Source organism: Sorangium sp. So ce394, assembly GCF_051474665.1.
GTDB lineage: Bacteria > Myxococcota_A > Polyangia > Polyangiales > Polyangiaceae > Sorangium > Sorangium cellulosum_D.
Map to the genome: position 1 here is coordinate 6,217,471 of NZ_CP150339.1, position 16,600 is coordinate 6,234,070.

At 73.0% G+C, this 16,600-nt stretch carries 12 protein-coding genes; 5 read left to right on the plus strand and 7 right to left on the minus strand.

Annotated features, from left to right (window positions below; all coding sequences use genetic code 11):
- The first annotated feature begins 38 nt into the window (after positions 1-38).
- Positions 39-1,364 (plus strand): pyruvate dehydrogenase complex dihydrolipoamide acetyltransferase, encoded by a 1,326-nt coding sequence (locus tag WMF33_RS22770; protein ID WP_437339096.1) that lies wholly within the window; start codon positions 39-41, stop codon positions 1,362-1,364.
- A gap of 120 nt (positions 1,365-1,484) precedes the next feature.
- Here the strand turns inward: WMF33_RS22770 and fxsT are convergent, their stop codons facing one another.
- The 3 genes from fxsT to WMF33_RS22785 form a co-directional block, all read right to left on the minus strand.
- Positions 1,485-4,355, minus strand: coding sequence for an FxSxx-COOH system tetratricopeptide repeat protein (gene fxsT, locus WMF33_RS22775; protein WP_437339097.1), 2,871 nt, complete (start codon positions 4,353-4,355; stop codon positions 1,485-1,487).
- A 147-nt stretch (positions 4,356-4,502) separates the two neighbouring features.
- The gene (locus WMF33_RS22780) at positions 4,503-5,579 is read right to left on the minus strand and encodes an ATP/GTP-binding protein (protein ID WP_437339098.1); all 1,077 of its coding nucleotides are present in this window, start codon (positions 5,577-5,579) and stop codon (positions 4,503-4,505) included.
- Between the two features lie 26 nt (positions 5,580-5,605).
- Positions 5,606-7,108, minus strand: coding sequence for an SIR2 family protein (locus WMF33_RS22785; protein ID WP_437339099.1), 1,503 nt, complete (start codon positions 7,106-7,108; stop codon positions 5,606-5,608).
- A gap of 230 nt (positions 7,109-7,338) precedes the next feature.
- On the opposite strand from WMF33_RS22785, the gene WMF33_RS22790 reads away from it, so the two are divergent.
- On the plus strand, positions 7,339-8,337 hold the full coding sequence (locus tag WMF33_RS22790; RefSeq protein ID WP_437339100.1) for a formylglycine-generating enzyme family protein: 999 nt from the start codon (positions 7,339-7,341) through the stop codon (positions 8,335-8,337).
- Positions 8,338-8,443: 106 nt separating this feature from the next.
- Entirely contained in the window at positions 8,444-9,376 is a 933-nt protein-coding gene (locus WMF33_RS22795) for a metallophosphoesterase family protein (RefSeq protein WP_437339101.1), read from the plus strand.
- Positions 9,377-9,575: 199 nt separating this feature from the next.
- Here WMF33_RS22795 and WMF33_RS22800 read toward each other — a convergent pair whose 3' ends face one another.
- Positions 9,576-9,782, minus strand: a complete 207-nt coding sequence (locus tag WMF33_RS22800) for a cold-shock protein (protein ID WP_012236438.1) — start codon at positions 9,780-9,782, stop codon at positions 9,576-9,578.
- A gap of 904 nt (positions 9,783-10,686) precedes the next feature.
- Here WMF33_RS22800 and WMF33_RS22805 point away from each other — a divergent pair.
- Positions 10,687-12,900 carry an ATPase, T2SS/T4P/T4SS family gene (locus WMF33_RS22805; RefSeq protein WP_437339102.1) on the plus strand — a complete coding sequence of 738 codons (2,214 nt, stop codon included), beginning with the start codon at positions 10,687-10,689 and terminating at the stop codon, positions 12,898-12,900.
- Positions 12,901-13,074: 174 nt separating this feature from the next.
- Positions 13,075-13,587, plus strand: a complete 513-nt coding sequence (def, locus tag WMF33_RS22810) for a peptide deformylase (RefSeq protein WP_020736508.1) — start codon at positions 13,075-13,077, stop codon at positions 13,585-13,587.
- Positions 13,588-13,605: 18 nt separating this feature from the next.
- Here the strand turns inward: def and ribD are convergent, their stop codons facing one another.
- The 3 genes from ribD to fabF are packed head-to-tail and all read right to left on the minus strand — an operon-like array spanning position 13,606 to position 16,498.
- Positions 13,606-14,751, minus strand: a complete 1,146-nt coding sequence (gene ribD / locus WMF33_RS22815; protein WP_437339103.1) for a bifunctional diaminohydroxyphosphoribosylaminopyrimidine deaminase/5-amino-6-(5-phosphoribosylamino)uracil reductase RibD — start codon at positions 14,749-14,751, stop codon at positions 13,606-13,608.
- 16 nt (positions 14,752-14,767) lie between these two features.
- Positions 14,768-15,229 (minus strand): transcriptional regulator NrdR, encoded by a 462-nt coding sequence (nrdR, locus tag WMF33_RS22820; protein WP_061625365.1) that lies wholly within the window; start codon positions 15,227-15,229, stop codon positions 14,768-14,770.
- A 24-nt stretch (positions 15,230-15,253) separates the two neighbouring features.
- Positions 15,254-16,498: a beta-ketoacyl-ACP synthase II gene (gene fabF, locus WMF33_RS22825; RefSeq protein ID WP_437339104.1), complete on the minus strand. Its 1,245-nt coding sequence runs from the start codon at positions 16,496-16,498 to the stop codon at positions 15,254-15,256.
- Positions 16,499-16,600 lie beyond the last annotated feature (102 nt).

Consider the following 16,600-nt stretch of genomic DNA (forward strand, 5'->3'; position numbering starts at 1 on the left):
TGAGCGGACGCACATCCCCGATCAAGGTTGATAGACCCATGGCGAAGGTTCTGGAACTGCCGAAGCTGTCCCCGACCATGGAGGAGGGGCAGATCAGTGCCTGGCACAAGAAGGAAGGCGACAAGATCGACATCGACGATCTGCTCGCAGAGGTCGAGACCGACAAGGCGACCATGGAGTACAAGTCCTTCGATCGAGGGACGTTGCTCAAGATCCTCGTGCCTGCGGGCAGCGTGGTTCAGCTCGGCCAGCCCGTCGCGATCATCGGCAACCCGGGCGAGGACGTAAGCGCCCTCGCCGGGGGCGGCGGCGCTCCGGCGCAGAAGCCGGCGGCGGAGGAGCCCAAGGGGGATCGCGCCGCGCAGCCGGCGGGCGGCGCCGCGCCGAGCGGCGACGCGCCCGGCACGGCCGCGCCGCCCGCGGCGCGCGGCGAGGCGGTCTCGCCGCCCACGCAGCCGGCCGCGCCGCAGCCGGCGTCCGACGGGCGCGTGCGGGCCTCGCCGTACGTGCGCAAGCTCGGCCGCGAGCGCGGGCTCGACCTCACCAGCGTCGCCGGATCGGGCCCGCGCGGGCGCATCGTCGCGCGCGACCTCGAGGGGCTGAAGCCGGCCCCGGCCGCCGCGGCGGCCGCGCCGGCCGCCCCCGGCGAGCTCGCCGCGCCGGACGTGCGTCCGCTCAGCATGATGCGCAAGGCGATCGCCCGTCGCCTCACCGAGTCGAAGCAGACGGTCCCGCACTTCTACCTCTCGATCGACGTCGACGCCGATCCGCTGAACGCGCTGCGCGAGCAGATCAACGCGGATCTCGCGGCGACCGCCGCCGAGGGCGAGAAGCCGGCCAAGGTCAGCTTCAACGATCTCCTGGTGAAGGCGTGTGCCATCGCGCTCGTGCGCGTGCCCGAGTGCAACGCGCAGTTCACGTCGGACGCGATCCTCGTCCACCGGCGCGTCGACATCTCGGTGGCGGTCGCCGTCGCCGAGGGCCTCGTCACGCCCGTGGTGCGCGACGCCGATCGCAAGCAGGTGCTCGAGATCGCCACCGAGGTGCGCGAGCTCGCCGGGAAGGCCAAGTCGAAGAAGCTGCGGCCCGAGGAGATGGCGAACGGGACGTTCTCGATCTCGAACCTCGGCATGTACGGGATCGACAACTTCGGGGCCGTCATCAACCCGCCCGAGGGCGCGATCCTCGCCGTGGGCCAGGTCCGCCGCGAGCCCGTCGTGCGCGGCGAGCAGGTCGTGCCGGGCCGCCGCATGGCCATGACGCTCTCCTGCGATCACCGCGTCGTCGACGGCGCGGTCGGCGCGACCTTCCTCAAGGTCCTGCGCCAGCTGCTGGAGCACCCGACGCAGATCCTGCTCGGCTGATCCTCCCCGCCACGACCAGCGCTCAACCAGGACGCAGCGGACGCCGGGGCTCTCCCCGGCGTCCCCGCGCGCGGCGCGTCCCGCGCTCACCGCCACGGCGCGCGGGCGCCGCGCTCGCGCTCAGGTCGCCTCGGCGCCGCCGCCGAGCGCGTCGCCGAGGCGCGCCAGGTTCCGCGAGAAGATCTGCACGGACGGGTGCGACGGCCCGAGCGCCTTCGTGGCGATCGCCACGGCGCGCTCGATCTGCTGCCAGGCGCCGGATAAGTCGCCGAGCGCCTGCAGCACGCGCCCGAGGTTGTTCACGATGCTCGCCACGACCGGGTGATCCGGGCCGTAGGTCGCCTGCGCGATGCCGAGCGCCCGCTCCAGCTGCTCGCGCGCCCCGGGCAGCTCGCCGAGCGCTTGCAGCACGCTGCCGAGGTTGTTGCAGCCGATCGCCACGGCCGGGTGATCCGGCCCGTAGGTCGCCTCGGCGATCCTCAGCACGCGCGCGAAGTTCGCCCGCGCGCCCTCGAGGTCGCCAAGATCGCGCAGCACGCTGCCGAGGTTGTTGATGTCCCGCGCCACGTCCGGGTGATCCGGCCCGTACGTGTCCTCGACGATCGCGAGCGCCCGCTCGAAGTCGGCGCGCGCCCCGGCGAGGTCGCCGAGGTCGCGCAGCACGCGCCCGCGGTTGTTCAGCGCGAGCGCGAAGCGCGGGTGGTACTGGCCGTAGCTGTGCTCGTCGATCTTGAGCGCCTCCTCGAACTGCTCGCGCGCGCCCTTCAGGTCGCCAAGATCGTGGAGCAGCCGGCCGAGGTTCGTGCGGCCGATCGCGACGGTCGGGTGATCCGGCCCGTAGGCGCGGATGTCGATGGCGAGCGCCCGCTCGAGGTGCACGCGCGCGCCCGCGAAGTCGCCGAGGTCGCGGAAGAGCGCGCCCAGGTTGTTGAGCCGTATCGCGACGCTCGGGTCGTCGGGGCCGTACGTCGCCTCGTCGATCGCGAGCGCGCGCTCCAGGTGCTTGCGCGCGCCGGGCAGGTCGCCCTGATCCATGAGCACGCTGCCGAGGTCGTTCACGTCGCGCGCGACCTCCGGGTGGTCGGGGCCGAAGCGCGCGATGTCGATCGCGAGCGCGCGCTCCAGGTAGGCCCGCGCGCCGCCGAGGTCGCCGAGATCGTGCAGGACGCTGCCGAGGCTGCGCAGCACCGCGGCGACCTTCGGATCGTCGTGGCCGTACACCGCCTCGTGCAGCGCGAGCGCCCGCTCGAGGTACCCCTTCGCCTCCGCGAACGCCGCGCGCCCCTGCAGGTAGACGGCGAACCGCGCGAGGAGCCGCCCGCGCACCTCCTTCGCGACGTCGTAGGCCTCGGCCTGGCTCGCGGCGGCGAGCGCGTGCGGCAGCCACCGGGCGCAGAACGGCCACGTCTCCACGTCGTCGCTGCTCTCGGGGAACGCGTGGTCGACGAGGCGGACCGCCGCCTCGGCCCACATCCGCCGGTCCTGGGGCGAGAGGCGATCGCGCACCACCGCCTGGACGAGCCGGTGCACCGAGAGCGCGCCCTCGTGCACGTCGATGAACGAGTAGCGGCGCAGCGCGGCGACCGCCTCGTCGAGCATCAGCGGATCGCTCAGCGCCTCCGCGAGCGCCGGCGGCAGGTGCGGCGCGGCGTCGGCGAGGCCCTCGCGCGGGATGTCGTCGGGCGCGAGGAACGCGCACAGGCTCAGGAGATCGACCGCGACGGGCGAGAAGCGCTGCGCCTCCTGGAACGCGAGGCCCCAGGTGGTGGCGACCGGCGTCGGGTAATCCATCGGCACGCCGCGGAGCAAGAGCTCGCGCTGGTGGTCGCCGAAGACCGCGTGGTAGGTCGCGATCGACGACCCCGTCTCCTTGATGGTCGCCGCCGCCTGCACCAGCGCGAGCGGCAGGTCGCCGAGCGTCTCGGCGAGCCGCTCCGCGGCGCGCTCGTCGCTCTGCCCGGTCTTCTCGAGCAGGAACTTCACCGAGTCGGCGCGATCGAGCGCCGGCACGGTGAGCGGGGTGGCGATGCCGCGGAAGCTCGGGTTGCGCGAGGTGATGAGGATGTGCCCGGTGCGCGGGTGCGGGAGGTACGGGGCGACGTCCCGCGGATCGTTCACGTTGTCGAAGACGAGGAGCCACTTGTCGTTGCGCGACAGCCACGACCGGACCGCCTCGATGGCGATCCGCTGGTCGGCCTCGTTCTGCTCCGGCAGGTCGAGCGCCGCGGCGAGGCGCGCGAAGTCCTCGGCCGTCGTCGCCGGCTCCTCGGCGCGGACCCACCAGACGACGTTGTACTGGCTCGCGTACCGGTGCGCGTACTCCGCGGCGAGCTGGGTCTTGCCGATCCCGCCGAGGCCGCTGATCGCCTGCGTGAGCGCCGCGGGCCCGCCCGTCGTGAGCGCGCTCCGCAGCTCGTCGAGGAGCCGGTCGCGCCCGGTGAAGCTCGGGTTGCGCGGCGGCAGCTTCTTGATGTGCGGCTCTGCGTCGGGCGAGCTCGACGGCCGCCGGGGGGCCGGCCGCTGCGTCGGCGGCTCCGTCTCGCGCACGGCGCTCCGTATCCCCTTCGCGATCTCGGTGAACGCCTCGCTCTGGTTGGGGTAGCTCGTCACCGGCCGCGCGCGGTTCGGCAGCGGCTGCAGCTTGCCGAGCGCCGTCTTCTCCCAGGCGCAGGGCCGCAGGATGACCGGGATGACCCGGCACTCCCCCGCCTCGTGCCGGGCGATCGCCTCCCGGAGCTCCGGGGAGAGCCACGCGTCGGTGTTGAGGAAGTCCGCGCTCACGAGCAGCAGCACGACCCGCGCTTCGCGCAGCCTCGCCGCGAACGCCTCTCTCCGCTCCCGCCCGCCGCCGAGGGCGAAGCCCTGGTATGTCCGGATGACCCCTTGCCGCTTCAGCGCGTCGAGGTGGGTCTCCAGCTTGGGCCGCAGGTCCTCGTCCCTCGGGGAGTAGGAGAAGAACAGATCGGCGGGGCTCGTCGCCAAGGCAACCATAGTTCCTCTCGCGGGCCTTAAGGTCTCACGACGGACCTGGAGCGCAACGAGAATACGCGCTCGGGAAAGGCCCAGGAAGGGACGGGTTGTGACGCTCTCGGCGGATACATGCGGGTCGAACCTCCATGGCTTCTTCGGGGGTTTGCCTTACCCAGAATCCGGCTCCGTCCTACCTTCGCGTTCCTCTTCCGTGCCGGGGAGGAACCTGCCGGAAGCCTGCACGATGCGGCGCGCCGCTTCCATCCACTGACGCCGATCGTCCCGCCGCAGCTGGTTGCGGACGACGATCTTCACGAGGCGGTGGACGCTGAGCGCGTGCGGCCGCACCTCGATGAGCGAGTGCAGCCGCAGCATCGCGATCGCGTCGTCGAGCGCGAGCGGGTCGTACTCGCTCAGCGCCCGCCGCGGGATCTGGTCCATCGGCAGGAACGAGCACAGGCTGAGGAGCTCCGCCGCGGCCTGGTGGCTGAACACGGCGGCGAGCGCGCTCTCCCACGCGGTCGCGACCGTCACCGGGAAGCTGACCGGGCGCTCCAGGAGCGCGGCCGGGCGCTGGCGGAACAGCGCGAGGTACTCGGCGAGCGGGCGCCCGGTCTCCTCGATGTACGCGCCGGCCTGCGCCAGGGCGAGCGGCAGGTCGCCGAGCTCCTCGGCGAGCGCGTCGGCCGACTCTGCGTCGGTCTCGCCGGTGCGCCGGAGCAGGAAGGCCACCGACTCGCCGCGCTCGATGCCGCGGACGGTCACCGTCGTCAGCCCGCGCCAGATCGGGTTCTGCGACGTCGCGAGGATGTGGCCGCCGTGCGAGACGCTCGGAACGTAGGGCTCGACCTCGCTCGGGTCGCGCACGCCGTCGAAGAGGAGGAGCCAGCGCCCGCGGCGCCCGAGCCGGTTGCGCACCGCCGCGGCCGCGCGCGCGGGATCCAGCTGCTCGTGATCGGGCAGCCGCATCTCCGCGGCGAGCGCCACGAAGCCGGCGTCCATCGTCGCCGGGCTCTGGCCGTCGATGAGGAAGACCGTGTCGTAAGCGCTGGCGTTGCGGTGCGCGTACTCGATCGCGAGCATGGTCTTGCCGGTGCCGCCGAGCCCGCAGAGCGGCGCCATGCCGCGCCGCGCGAGCGTGGCGCCGATCTCGGCGAGCAGATCCTCGCGCGAGGCCAGGTTCCGGCCGGTCCACGCGGGGACGCTCCAGATCCCGGGCGGCGGTGGCACCTCTGATTGGCTCACCGGCTGGGCGCCGGGGGTCGGTGAGCCTACGGGGGGTTTTGGGTGAGCTGCTCGACCTGCTTTCGGATGCCCTTGGCGATGTCGGTGAACGCCTCGCTCTGGTTGACCCAGCTCGTCACCGGGCGCCCGCCCCTCGGCAGGCTGGCCAGCCTGCCGAAGGGCGCGCCCTCCCAGTCGCAGGCGTCGAGGATGACCGGGATGACGCGCGCCTCCCCCCGCTCGTGGCGCTCGATCGCCTTCTGCATCTCGACGTCGTAACAGAAGTCCGACGCGAGGAAGTCGGCGCTGATGAGCAGGAGGATGACCTTCGCGGTCTCGAGGTGCTCGGCGAGCGCCCGGTCGCGCTCCTCGCCGGCGCCGATCTCGCCGTCGTGCCAGCCGCGGATGACGCCCTTGCGCTTGAGGATGGCGAGGTGCGTCTCGAGCTTGTCGCGCAGCTCGCGGTTGCTCTCCGAGTACGAGAAGAAGACCTCGATGGGGCTCGCCGGAGGCTCGGACACCCGCTCGCGCCGCGGCGAGTCGAGCGCCCCCGGCATCGTGACCGTGTCGTCGTACGCCGCCGAGTCGGGCGGGAGGTCGTACGACGGGAAGCCGAGCGGCGACGACGACGGCGGGAGCTCGAGGTCGGGGATCGGCGGCGGGACGATCGAGCGGGAGCGGGGCGGCGCCCCGCGCGGGCGGGGCGCGCTCACGCGCTCGAGGATCGCGAGCGCCTGGTCGTGGCTGCCGTCGGAGGTGTCGTAGGGCAGGAGCGAGAACCCCATGTCGACGAGCGTCGCGCGGCGGAACGGCGTCAGGCTCGCGCTCGGGACGACGACGAAGCGGGGCGGCGGCGAGCTGCCCGAGAGCGCGTGGATGTCGGACAGCATCTCGTCGAGGTTGCCGTCGGCGCGCCCGAAGCCGATGAAGAGCACGGGGCAGTTCGAGAGCACGGCCGTGAGCGACCTGCGCACGTCCGGGTCCGCGATCGACGCGAGGAAGCGGTCGCGCGCGAACACCCAGCTGCTCGGCTCCTTCAGCGTGCCGTGCAGCTTGAGGATGAAGCGCCGCCGCCACGCGACCTCGTCGGTGACGCGCCACATGGTGTCCCACTCGGGGCCGAAGGCGCGCTCGAGCAGGTGGTTGAGGTTCGTGGTGAGCACCGCGCGCAGCCTGTCCCGCAGCGCGGCGATCGCGAGCGCGATGCGCGGCGGCTCGAGCCCCTCGTCGTCGAGCGCGTCCTCCACGAACGCGTTGAACTCCGCCGCGCCGAGCGCGTGCTCCGCCGCGGCGAGGGCCTCGCTGTAGCGCTGCGATCGCGCGAGCGACGCGACCTCGGCGGTCATCACCTCGTCGCCGACCTGCTCGCGCACCCTCTCGACGAGCAGGTCGACGAGCTGGCGCCACGTCGGCAGCCCGGCCGCGGCCGAGATGCCTCCCCCCACGAAGAGCACGAGCTCTCCGCTCTCGAACGCCTCGCGCAGCTCTTCGATCACCGCGGCGTCGAGCTCCGCGCTCACCGTGTTGCCGTTGTCCATAAGGGTTGACATCGAGCCCCTCGAGTCTATCGCTCCTCGGCGCCCGGCGCACTTTTGCGGCGCGTCGCGCGCGCTTCCGCGCGTGACGCGCGTGACGCGCGCCGCGACGCCGGGCCCCGCGGGGCGGCCGGCCCGCGCCCGCGATGTCCCAGACGACAGGGCCGCGCCGCCGCGGGCGCGGTCAGCCGCGGTCGGAACAGGCGGAAACAGTCCGCGAGCCTGGAGCATGCTACGCCTGCGACATGCGTCCGGCGGCTCTGTTCGTGCTGGCCACGCTGGCCTCGATTGTCGCAGTCTCCATGGTCGGCGTGGCAGCTCCTGCGCCGGCGCCTCCCCAGCCGCAGCCGCCTCCGCCTACCCGCGCGCGACGCGCCCCGCGCCTGCCGGCGGGCGCAGAGGCCGCGCTCCCGGCGGGCGCCGGCGGCCAGGGCGCGCGCTCGCCCGCGAGCGTCGTCGCGCTGCGCGCGCCCGGCCCGCCCGCGGTCCTCGTGCGCGCGGGCAGCTTCACGATGGGCTCGAGCGAGGTCGAGATCGCGCACGCGGTGACGCTCTGCAAGCTCGAGCCGGGCGGCGATCTGTGCGTCGACGAGACCGAGGCGAGCTTCGCGAACGAGCTCGTGCCGCACGAGGTGTACCTGTCGGACTTCTGGATCGATCGCACCGAGGTCACCGTCGCCAGCTACCGCCGGTGCGTCTCGGCCGGACTCTGCACCGAGCCTCCGTATGCGTCCGGCGGGCAGCGGTTCGATCGGCCGGAGTATCCGGTGGTGCTCGTCTCGTGGGGCGACGCGCAGCGCTACTGCGCCTGGGCCGGCGGCCGCCTGCCGACCGAGGCCGAGTGGGAGCGCGCCGCGCGCGGCGCGGCCGGGCGTCGCTACCCGTGGGGCCATGTCTACAACCCGTTCCACGCGAACCACGGGAGGCTCTCGTTCGACGAGCTCGACGACGGCGACGGCTTCCTCGAGCTCGCGCCCGTCGGCTCGCTCGTCGCCGGGCGGACCCCCGACGGCATCGACGATCTCGCCGGCAACGTCGAGGAGTGGGTCGCCGACTACTACCATCCCGAATATCCAAGCGGCAGCGCGAAGGATCCGCGGGGGCCCGACATGGGGGAGGAGCGCGTGCTGCGGGGCGGCAGCTACATCCTGGGTCGACCGTGGCTGCGCGGCGCCGCGCGTGGGCACGACCTGCCGACCAGCCGCCGCGCGTGGCGCGGCTTCCGCTGCGCGCGCGACGCCTGACCGCGCGCGACGCCTGACCGCGCGCGGCGCCCTCGGCGCCCATGCGCGCCGGCGATGCGCTCGCGCGGCGGTTGGCCGCCGCGCCGGATGGGCCCATACTGCGCCCGTGAGGATCGCGCACCTCTCTGATCTCCACCTCCTGTCCCTCGAGGGGGCCATCCCGTTCCGGCTGCTGAACAAGCGGCTCACGGGCTACATCAACCTCCGCTTCCGGCGCCGCGCCATCCACAAGCCGCACGCGGTGCACGCGGCGGCGAAGGAGATCCGGCGGCTCGGCATCGACCACGTCGTCATCACGGGCGACGTGTCGAACCTCGCGCTCGAGCGGGAGTTCGTCCTCGTCCGCAGCTTCCTGCAGCGCGATCTCGGGCTCCCTCCGGAGCGGGTGAGCATCGTCCCGGGGAACCACGACGCGTACACGAAGGGCGCGCACCGCTCGCAGCGGTTCTCCCAGTACTTCGCGCCGTACCTGCGCTCCGACCTCCCGCTCGACGACGCGGCCAAGCGCGATGACGGCGCAGGCGGCGGCTCGGCGTTCCCCTTCGTCCACCTGCGCGGGCCGGTGGCGTTCATCGGCCTGTCGACCGCCTGGCCCCGTCCGCCGCTGGTCGCCTCGGGGCGGCTCGGCCCGGTGCAGCTACGCGCGCTGGAGCGCGTGCTGTCGCACCCGGAGGTGCGGCGGCGGACGCCGATCGTGCTCCAGCACCACCCCTTCCACAACCCGGCGAGCCGGGCGAAGACCTTGCTGGAGGGCCTGGGAGACGCCGCGGCCGAGGGGCGATTGCTCCGGCACGTCAGCCGCGGCCTGCTGCTGCACGGGCACCTGCACCGCCGCATTCACCGGAAGCTGCACACCGAGCGGGGTCACATCGACGCCGTCGGCGCCGCCAGCGCCTCGCTGCTTCACGAGAGCGACGAGCGGATGGCCGGGTTCAACGTCTACGAGGTCGACGACGCGGGCGCGATCAGGGGCATCACGTCCCACCGCTTCGTCCCCGGTCAAGAGGCGTTTCGCGAGGTCCCGGTCCCTGAACGCTGAGCGCACCCCGCGCTCGGCAGAACGCCCCGCGGGACGGGGCGCTCTGCCGAGCGCCCCACCGGACACCGCGCGCAGCTCATCCGCCACGCGACGAACCCGCCGTGCGGGCGCGAGATGATCGGGCTCGGAGGGGGGATGGTTCGATCGCAGCGGGGGGAGCTGCGCTGGCAGTCCGGTGGGGCGCTGGTCAGGAGGAGATTCAGGCGGTGGCGCGGATCACGTTGACCGCCTGGAGACCTTTGGGACCTTCCTTGATCTCAAATTCAACGGTCTCGTCCTCGAACAGACGGCGGCGCCCCTCCCCGTTGATCTGCGAATAGTGAACGAAGACATCGGGGCCGGTCTCCTGCTTGATGAAGCCCCAACCCTTCTCGTCGTTGAACCACTTGACCTTGCCAACTGCCATATTTCCTCCACTTCAGAGCTCGTCGATACCCGAGGCGCGCAGGCTGGGAGTCGGGAGGAGGCCGCGGCTGCGGCTGCGGCCGCGGCTCCCATGATTCCGATGCGGGCTTCGCTGCTTGCAGCAAAACCCCCCTCGTAGACAAATCCAGCTTGCGCAGGGCGGCTGCCCAGCCGCTGGTTGATGTGCATGCGCGGCGACTTCGACGATTCTCCCCGGTCCGAGCGGGCGCCAACGTAAACGGCCCGATGCGCCAAGGTCAAGCAGCGATGATGGTCCGACCCACGCTTGCGCGAGGCCGCACCGCCTCACCGGCAGTCCCTCCTTGCAGCCGCTTCCGACGAGAATGCCCCGCCGTACAGCAGATCCTGACGACGAGTACGGAAACGCGATCAATCACGGGGTTGCCTCGCGGTGCGAAGCAGGATTCGCGCGGCTGTCAAGATTTGCGCTCTTATCGAAGAGCCTTGTGCGTCGGCCCGCGCATGGCGTCGCGCCATCGACGCGGCTCGTGAGATCGCCTCGCGCCGCTGGACGCGGCCATCGAGATGTCGCATGGCCGGCGACCGCCCGCGGACGTCGCGCCGCTGGCAGGCGTTGGCTCGGCCTGTTCGGCGACGCGCCGCCGGCGCGCCCCCCTGCGCGCGTGGCGCGGTGCGGGTCCTCAAGCGGCGCCTGCACCGCGCCCCGCCGAGCGGCGCCTGCGCCGCGCCCCGCTGAGCGGCGCCTGCGCCGCGCCCCGCTGAGCGGCGCCTGCGCCGCGCCCCGCTGAGCGGCGCCTGCGCCGCGCCCCGCCGAGCGGCGCCTGCGCCGCGCCCCGCTGAGCGCGGCCGGCGCGGGCGCGCGAGCCGACGCCCCGCGCGCCCGCTCGCCGCCCGGGTGCACGATCCGAAGGCATCTCGTTGACATGTCTGTTCGAGCTTGCTCGTATGGCGTGGCGAGGGCATCGGGTCTCACCTCCGCCCTGGCCCCGCGAGGCGACGAGATGTTCTCGGTGATCATCAGCGAGAAAGGGGGCGCGGAGCGCCGCGAAACCTTCGACCGGACAGAGATCAACGTCGGTCGCGTGCAGGGCAACGACCTGATGCTGCCGAAGGGCAACGTGTCGAAGCGGCACGCCCGCCTGCTCTTCCGCGACGGGCGCTTCATCGTCACCGACCTCAAGAGCACGAACGGCACGTACGTCAACGGTCGGAAGATCGCCCAGGCGACGATCGTCCGCGAGGGCGACAAGATCTACATCGGCGACTTCGTGCTGCGGATCGAGACGGCGGCGGCCGGAACGGCGCCCCCGGACAGCACGGCGCCCCCGGCGCGCGTGCCGGAGGAGACGGGCACCGGCGACCCCGCCCACCTCGCCGACCGCGCGGCGCCGCCGTCCGCCGAGAAGGGGCTGCACCGGTCGGCGCCCCTGCCGCTGATCAACGAGAAGGGCGAGCCGTCGCGCACCAGCCAGGGCGTGATCAGCCACTTCCCGCTCGAGAACGATCCGGACGAGTCGGCCGACGCCGCCGCGGCCGTCCCCGGCCCGCCGCGCATCCCCTCGCCTCGCCCGCCCATCGCGCCGGGCTCGCACGTCGGCGCGTCCGGCCCTCCGCCCCTGCCGATCCCTCCGGCGACGCCGAACGCGCCGGGCGCGCGCGACGGCCGCGCCGTGGCGCCCCCCGTCCACCCGACCACGCAGATGGCGCGCCCCTACCCGACCGCGACGCCGCTGCCGGGACAGGGCGGCGCGAACATCGCCGGGCCGGCGCAGGGCGCCGCGAACGTCGCCGTCCACCCCAGCGTGGTCCCCATCCCCAGCCGGCGCGCCATCCCGCCCGTCTCGGACCGGGTCGACCGCGGGCAAGGCGACTCGGCGCAGGCCGTGGCGCACCGCAGGGCGCTCGCGCGCCTCGTGGAGCGGCTCGCCGACCTTGTCGACCTCACGCCGCTCGACAGCGGGGCGCCGCCGGACGGCGCGCTCGCCCAGCGGATCGAGCAGGCCGTCGCCGCGGCCGCGGAGGCGATGCGCGCGACGGGCGAGCTCCCCGCCGAGGTCGACGCCGAGGCGCTCATGGCCGACGCGCACCGGGAGCTCCTCACGCTCGGCCCGCTCGATCGGCTGCTCGACGACGCCGAGGTCGGCGAGATCCAGGTGTTCCGCCACGACCACGTGATCGCGATGCACGGGCGCCGGCGCGTCATCACGGAGGTCGGGTTCAGCAGCGATCGCGCGGTCGACCGCGTCATCCGCCGGCTCTGCGCGATGGCCGGGCAGCCGCTCGAGCCGGGCGCGCGCTTCGCCGAGCGGACGCTGCCGCAGGGGCGGCGGCTCTTCGCCGTGCTCCCGCCGGCGGCGACCTCCACGCTGGTGATCCGGAAGCCGCAGCGCCCCGACGTCACGCTCGAGGACCTGGTGCGCAACGGGACGATCTCGCGGGCGATGGCCGTCCTGCTCTCCCAGTGCGTGATCGGGCGCGGCAACCTGCTCGTCACCGGGACGCGGGACGCCGGCACGGGCTGGCTGCTCGGCGCGCTCGCGGCCGCGGCGCAGCCCGACGATCGGTTCGTCGTGCTCCAGGACGAGGACGAGCTCGCCCTCGATCAGCCCAACACCCTGTCCATCGCGCTCGGCAGCACCGCGGACGAGCGGGCGCGGGCGGTGCAGGCGGCCGTGCGCCTCCGGCCGGAGCGGGTCGTGGTGAGCTCGTTCTCGGGCCACGTCGCGGCCGAGATCGTCGACGCGATCGGCGGCGGCATGGACGGCGTGCTCGCGGCCGCCCGAGCGCCCACGCTGCGCCAGGCGGTGACGCGGCTCCCCGCGGACATCGCCGCGACCCGCCCGGGGATCACGCCGGAGGCGGCGCGCGAGTGGCTGGCGTCGTCGTTCGACCTGGCGATCGAGATCGCACTGCTCCGCGACGGCCGCCACCGCGTGCTCCGCATGGCCGAGCTCGCGGTCGAGAACGGGCAGATCGCCATCCGCGACGTCTTCACGTTCGTGGTCGAGCGGACGGCCGCCGGCGGCGCGCTGGAGGGGACGTTCCACCCCTCCGGGCTGGTGCCGGACATCGTGGAAGATCTCCAGTCCCGCGGGCTCACCGTCGACACGTCGACCTCGTTCCGGCGTAACCGCTAGTCCCGCCGGCCAGCGCGCCATCATGGGCACGGGCGAGCACGGGCAATCACGGCAAGCACGGGCAATCACGGGCAGGCTGCGCAAGCTGCGCAAGAAGCGCGCGAATCTCCGGCGCCAGGCGAGAACGTCTTGACGGGCGCCGGCGAGAAACGGAGGTTATGCTGTTGAACAGCCATGGCCATCCGCACCATCCTCCACTATCCCGACCCGCGCCTGCGACAGAAGGCGCAGCCGGTCGGGGACATCACCCCCGAAATCACTAAGCTTATCGACGACATGGCCGAGACCATGTACGCCGCGCCCGGCGTCGGCCTCGCGGCCACGCAGATCGGGGAGCCACACCGCATCTTCCTCGTCGACGTCGCCTCCGACAACGAGCCGAGCAACCTCCTCGTGTTCATCAACCCGGAGATCGTCCGGCAGGAGGGGCAGCAGGTCGGCCCCGAAGGCTGCCTGTCGTTCCCCGGCATCAGCGAGGACATCAAGCGCGCCGATCGCGTCAGCGTCCGCGCCCGCGGGCGCGACGGCGCGACGTTCGAGATCGCGGCCGACGGCCTGCTCGCCGTGGCCATCCAGCACGAGCTCGATCACCTCGACGGCGTGCTGATGATCGACCGGATGGGCACGCTCAAGAAGCGCATCGTCCAGCGGAAGATGCAGAAGCGCGGCGCCGAGGCGACGGGCTGAGCCGCGCCCGCGCCCCGGTCAGCTGCGCGCCGGGAAGGCCAGGGGGCCGCTGACGTACGCGTCGCGGCCGCAGAGCTCCCAGCGCGGATCGACGATCCGGGGCGCGTCCCCCGGCGTGTCCGGGCCGGCCCAGTCGACCGCGCCCGGCCGGCCGCGGGGGCCGAGCAGGATGGGCGCGACGAAGGCGTGGAGCTCGTCCGGCAGGCGCGACGCGAGCAGGCTGCCGGCGAGCTCGGCGCCGCCCTCCACGAGGATGGAGACGATCCCCTGCGAGGCGCAGAGGCGCATCGCGGCGGTCACGTCGACCCGGCCCTCCGCCGAGGTCGGCGCGCGCAGGACGACGCAGCCCGCGTCCACGAGGACCTGCTCGGCCGCCTCGGGCGCGTCGGCGCCCGTGAGCACCCACGTCGGCACCTCCCGCGCCGTCTGCGCCAGGCGCGTGTGGAGCGGCAGCCGGAGCCGCGTGTCGAAGACGAGCCGGATGGGGCTCCGCCCGCCCGGCGCGAGCCCCGCGTCGCGCAGGGTGAGGCGAGGGTCGTCGGCCAGCGCGGTGCCGATGCCGATCGCCACCGCGTCGTGGCGCGAGCGGAGCTCCTGCACCTTGGCGCGCGCCTCCGGGCCGGTGACCCACTTCGAGGCCCCCGTGCGGGTCGCGATGCGGCCGTCGAGCGACAGGGCGAGCTTGAGCGCGATGTGGGGGATGCCGGTCGTGATGAACTTGGTCCAGGGCGCGATCAGCGCGCGGGCCTCGGCGGTGGCCACGCCGAGCTCGACGGCGAGCCCGGCGTCGCTGAGCCGCTGCGCGCCGCCGCCGACCACCCCCGGGTTCGGATCGGGCGCGCCGATGACGACGCGCTTGATGCCGGCGCTCAGCACCGCGTCCACGCAGGGCGGCGTGCGCCCCTCGTGGTTGCACGGCTCCAGCGTCACGTAGAGCGTCCCGCCGCGCGCCGCGTCCCCGGCCATCGCGAGCGCGAGCCCCTCGGCGTGCTCCTCGCCGGCGCGCGCGTGGTGCGCGACGGCGATGGCGTCCCCCGCGGTGTTCACCACCACCGCGCCGACCGGGGGGTTCGGCGACGGCATCGCCTTGTGCGCCTCCTCGATGGCGAGGCGCATCATCGCGGCGTCGAACTCGGGATCGGGGGTGGGGAGCTTCGCAGACATCGAAGTGCCGGATCTACTAGGGCGCCTTGGCCTTCACAAGCTTGCCAAGCTCGACCATGAACTGGTCGATGTCCCGAAAGGAACGATAGACGCTGGCGAACCGGACGTAGGCGACCTCATCGAGCGCCCGCAGGTGGTTCATCACCCGCTCGCCGAGCTCGGTCGACAGGATCTCCCGCCGCTCGGATTCCTGCGCCTCGCGCTCGATCGCGTCGGCGATGGCCTCGATCTGGTCGGTGGACACGGGCCGCTTGTTGCAGGCGATGCGGAGCCCCCGCACGAGCTTCTGCCGGTCGAACGTCTCCCGCCGGCCGTCCTTCTTGACGACCGTCGGCAGGATGTCCTCGACGCGCTCGTAGGTCGTGAACCGGCGCTCGCACGAGGCGCACTCGCGCCGCCGGCGGATCACGTCGCCCGCGCCGCCGGCGCGGGAGTCGATGACCCGGTCCTCGAGGTGGCCGCAAAATGGGCACTTCATCGAGCCATCCGGCGCCGCGCGCGCTCAGCCGTCGAACTGGGAGAGCACGAGCGACACGTTCGTCCCGCCGAAGCCGAAGGAGTTCGACATGACGTGCTTCAGGCGGCGCTCGCGGGAGGTGAACGGCACGTAGTCCAGGGTGCACTCGGGATCGGGGTCGTCCAGGTTGAGCGTCGGCGGCACCGCGCCGTGGTGCAGCGCGAGGGCGCAGACCGCCGCCTCGACCCCGCCGGCGCCCCCGAGCAGGTGGCCCATCGCCGACTTTGTCGAGCTCACCCAGAGGCGCTTCGACGCCGCGTGATCGCCGAAGAGCTTGAGGATCGCCCGGGTCTCCTCGATGTCGCCCTGGGGCGTCGAGGTGCCGTGGGCGTTGATGTAGTCGATCGCATCCGGCGCGAGCCTGGCGTCGTCGAGCGCCATCTTCATCGCGCGCTGCGCCCCGGCGCCCTCGGGCGCCGGCTTCGTGATGTGGTACGCGTCGCACGAGGCGCCGTACCCCACGACCTCCGCGTAGATCTTCGCGCCGCGCTTCTTCGCGTGGGAGAGCGACTCGAGCAGGAGCGACCCGGCGCCCTCGGAGCAGACGAAGCCGTCGCGCCCCTTGTCCCAGGGGCGGCTCGCCCGCTGCGGCTCCTCGTTGCGCCGCGAGAGCGCGAACATCGCGCAGAACCCGCCGATGCCGAGGCCGGTGATCGTCGCCTCGGCGCCGCCCGTGAGCATGATGTGCGAGCGCCCGCGGCGGATCCACTCGAACGCCTCGCCGAGCGAGTGCGCGCTCGACGAGCACGCGCTCGTGTTGCAGTAGCTCGGGCCCCGCAGGTCGAGCGCCAGCGCCACCTGTCCAGCGGCGAGGTTGGCGATGACCGTCGGGATGAAATAGGGGCTGACCTTCTGAGGGCCCTTCTCGTGCAGCGTGATCGAGTGCTGGAACAGGTACTCGAGGCCGCCGAGGCCGACGCCGATGAAGGTGCCGCACTGGTCGCGGTCCTCCTCGGTGAGCTCGATCCCCGCGTCCTTCATGCACATCTGCGAGGCGGCGACGGAGAGCTGGGCGAAGCGGCCCATCTCCTTCACCTTCTTCTTGGGGATGTACTCCTCCGGGGCGAACCCCTTCACCTCGCCGGCGAAGCGCGTCGGAAAGGCGCTCGCGTCGAAGAGGGTGATGGGTCCGATACCGGACTGGCCAGCCAGCAAAGATTGCCAGGTGGCCTGCGTCCCGATGCCGTTGGGCGTAACGAGCCCGATGCCGGTGATGACAACGCGTTCCATGGCTCTTTTTGCCCTAGCGCCACCACAGAGGGGAGGGCACGCGCATCGGCGAGGGGCGGACCCTTCGCCGGCTCACGCGCCATCTCACCTCCATGGTGACGC

Bases quoted from the DNA above. Each gene is read 5' to 3' on its own strand.
- WMF33_RS22790 (WP_437339100.1), top strand. From the start codon at position 7,339: ATGCGTCCGGCGGCTCTGTTCGTGCTGGCCACGCTGGCCTCGATTGTC.
- WMF33_RS22800 (WP_012236438.1), bottom strand. From the start codon at position 9,782: ATGGCAGTTGGCAAGGTCAAGTGGTTCAACGACGAGAAGGGTTGGGGC.
- ribD (WP_437339103.1), bottom strand. From the start codon at position 14,751: ATGTCTGCGAAGCTCCCCACCCCCGATCCCGAGTTCGACGCCGCGATG.
- WMF33_RS22785 (WP_437339099.1), bottom strand. From the start codon at position 7,108: ATGTCAACCCTTATGGACAACGGCAACACGGTGAGCGCGGAGCTCGAC.
- fxsT (WP_437339097.1), bottom strand. From the start codon at position 4,355: ATGGTTGCCTTGGCGACGAGCCCCGCCGATCTGTTCTTCTCCTACTCC.
- WMF33_RS22770 (WP_437339096.1), top strand. From the start codon at position 39: ATGGCGAAGGTTCTGGAACTGCCGAAGCTGTCCCCGACCATGGAGGAG.
- def (WP_020736508.1), top strand. From the start codon at position 13,075: ATGGCCATCCGCACCATCCTCCACTATCCCGACCCGCGCCTGCGACAG.
- fabF (WP_437339104.1), bottom strand. From the start codon at position 16,498: ATGGAACGCGTTGTCATCACCGGCATCGGGCTCGTTACGCCCAACGGC.
- WMF33_RS22805 (WP_437339102.1), top strand. From the start codon at position 10,687: ATGTCTGTTCGAGCTTGCTCGTATGGCGTGGCGAGGGCATCGGGTCTC.
- nrdR (WP_061625365.1), bottom strand. From the start codon at position 15,229: ATGAAGTGCCCATTTTGCGGCCACCTCGAGGACCGGGTCATCGACTCC.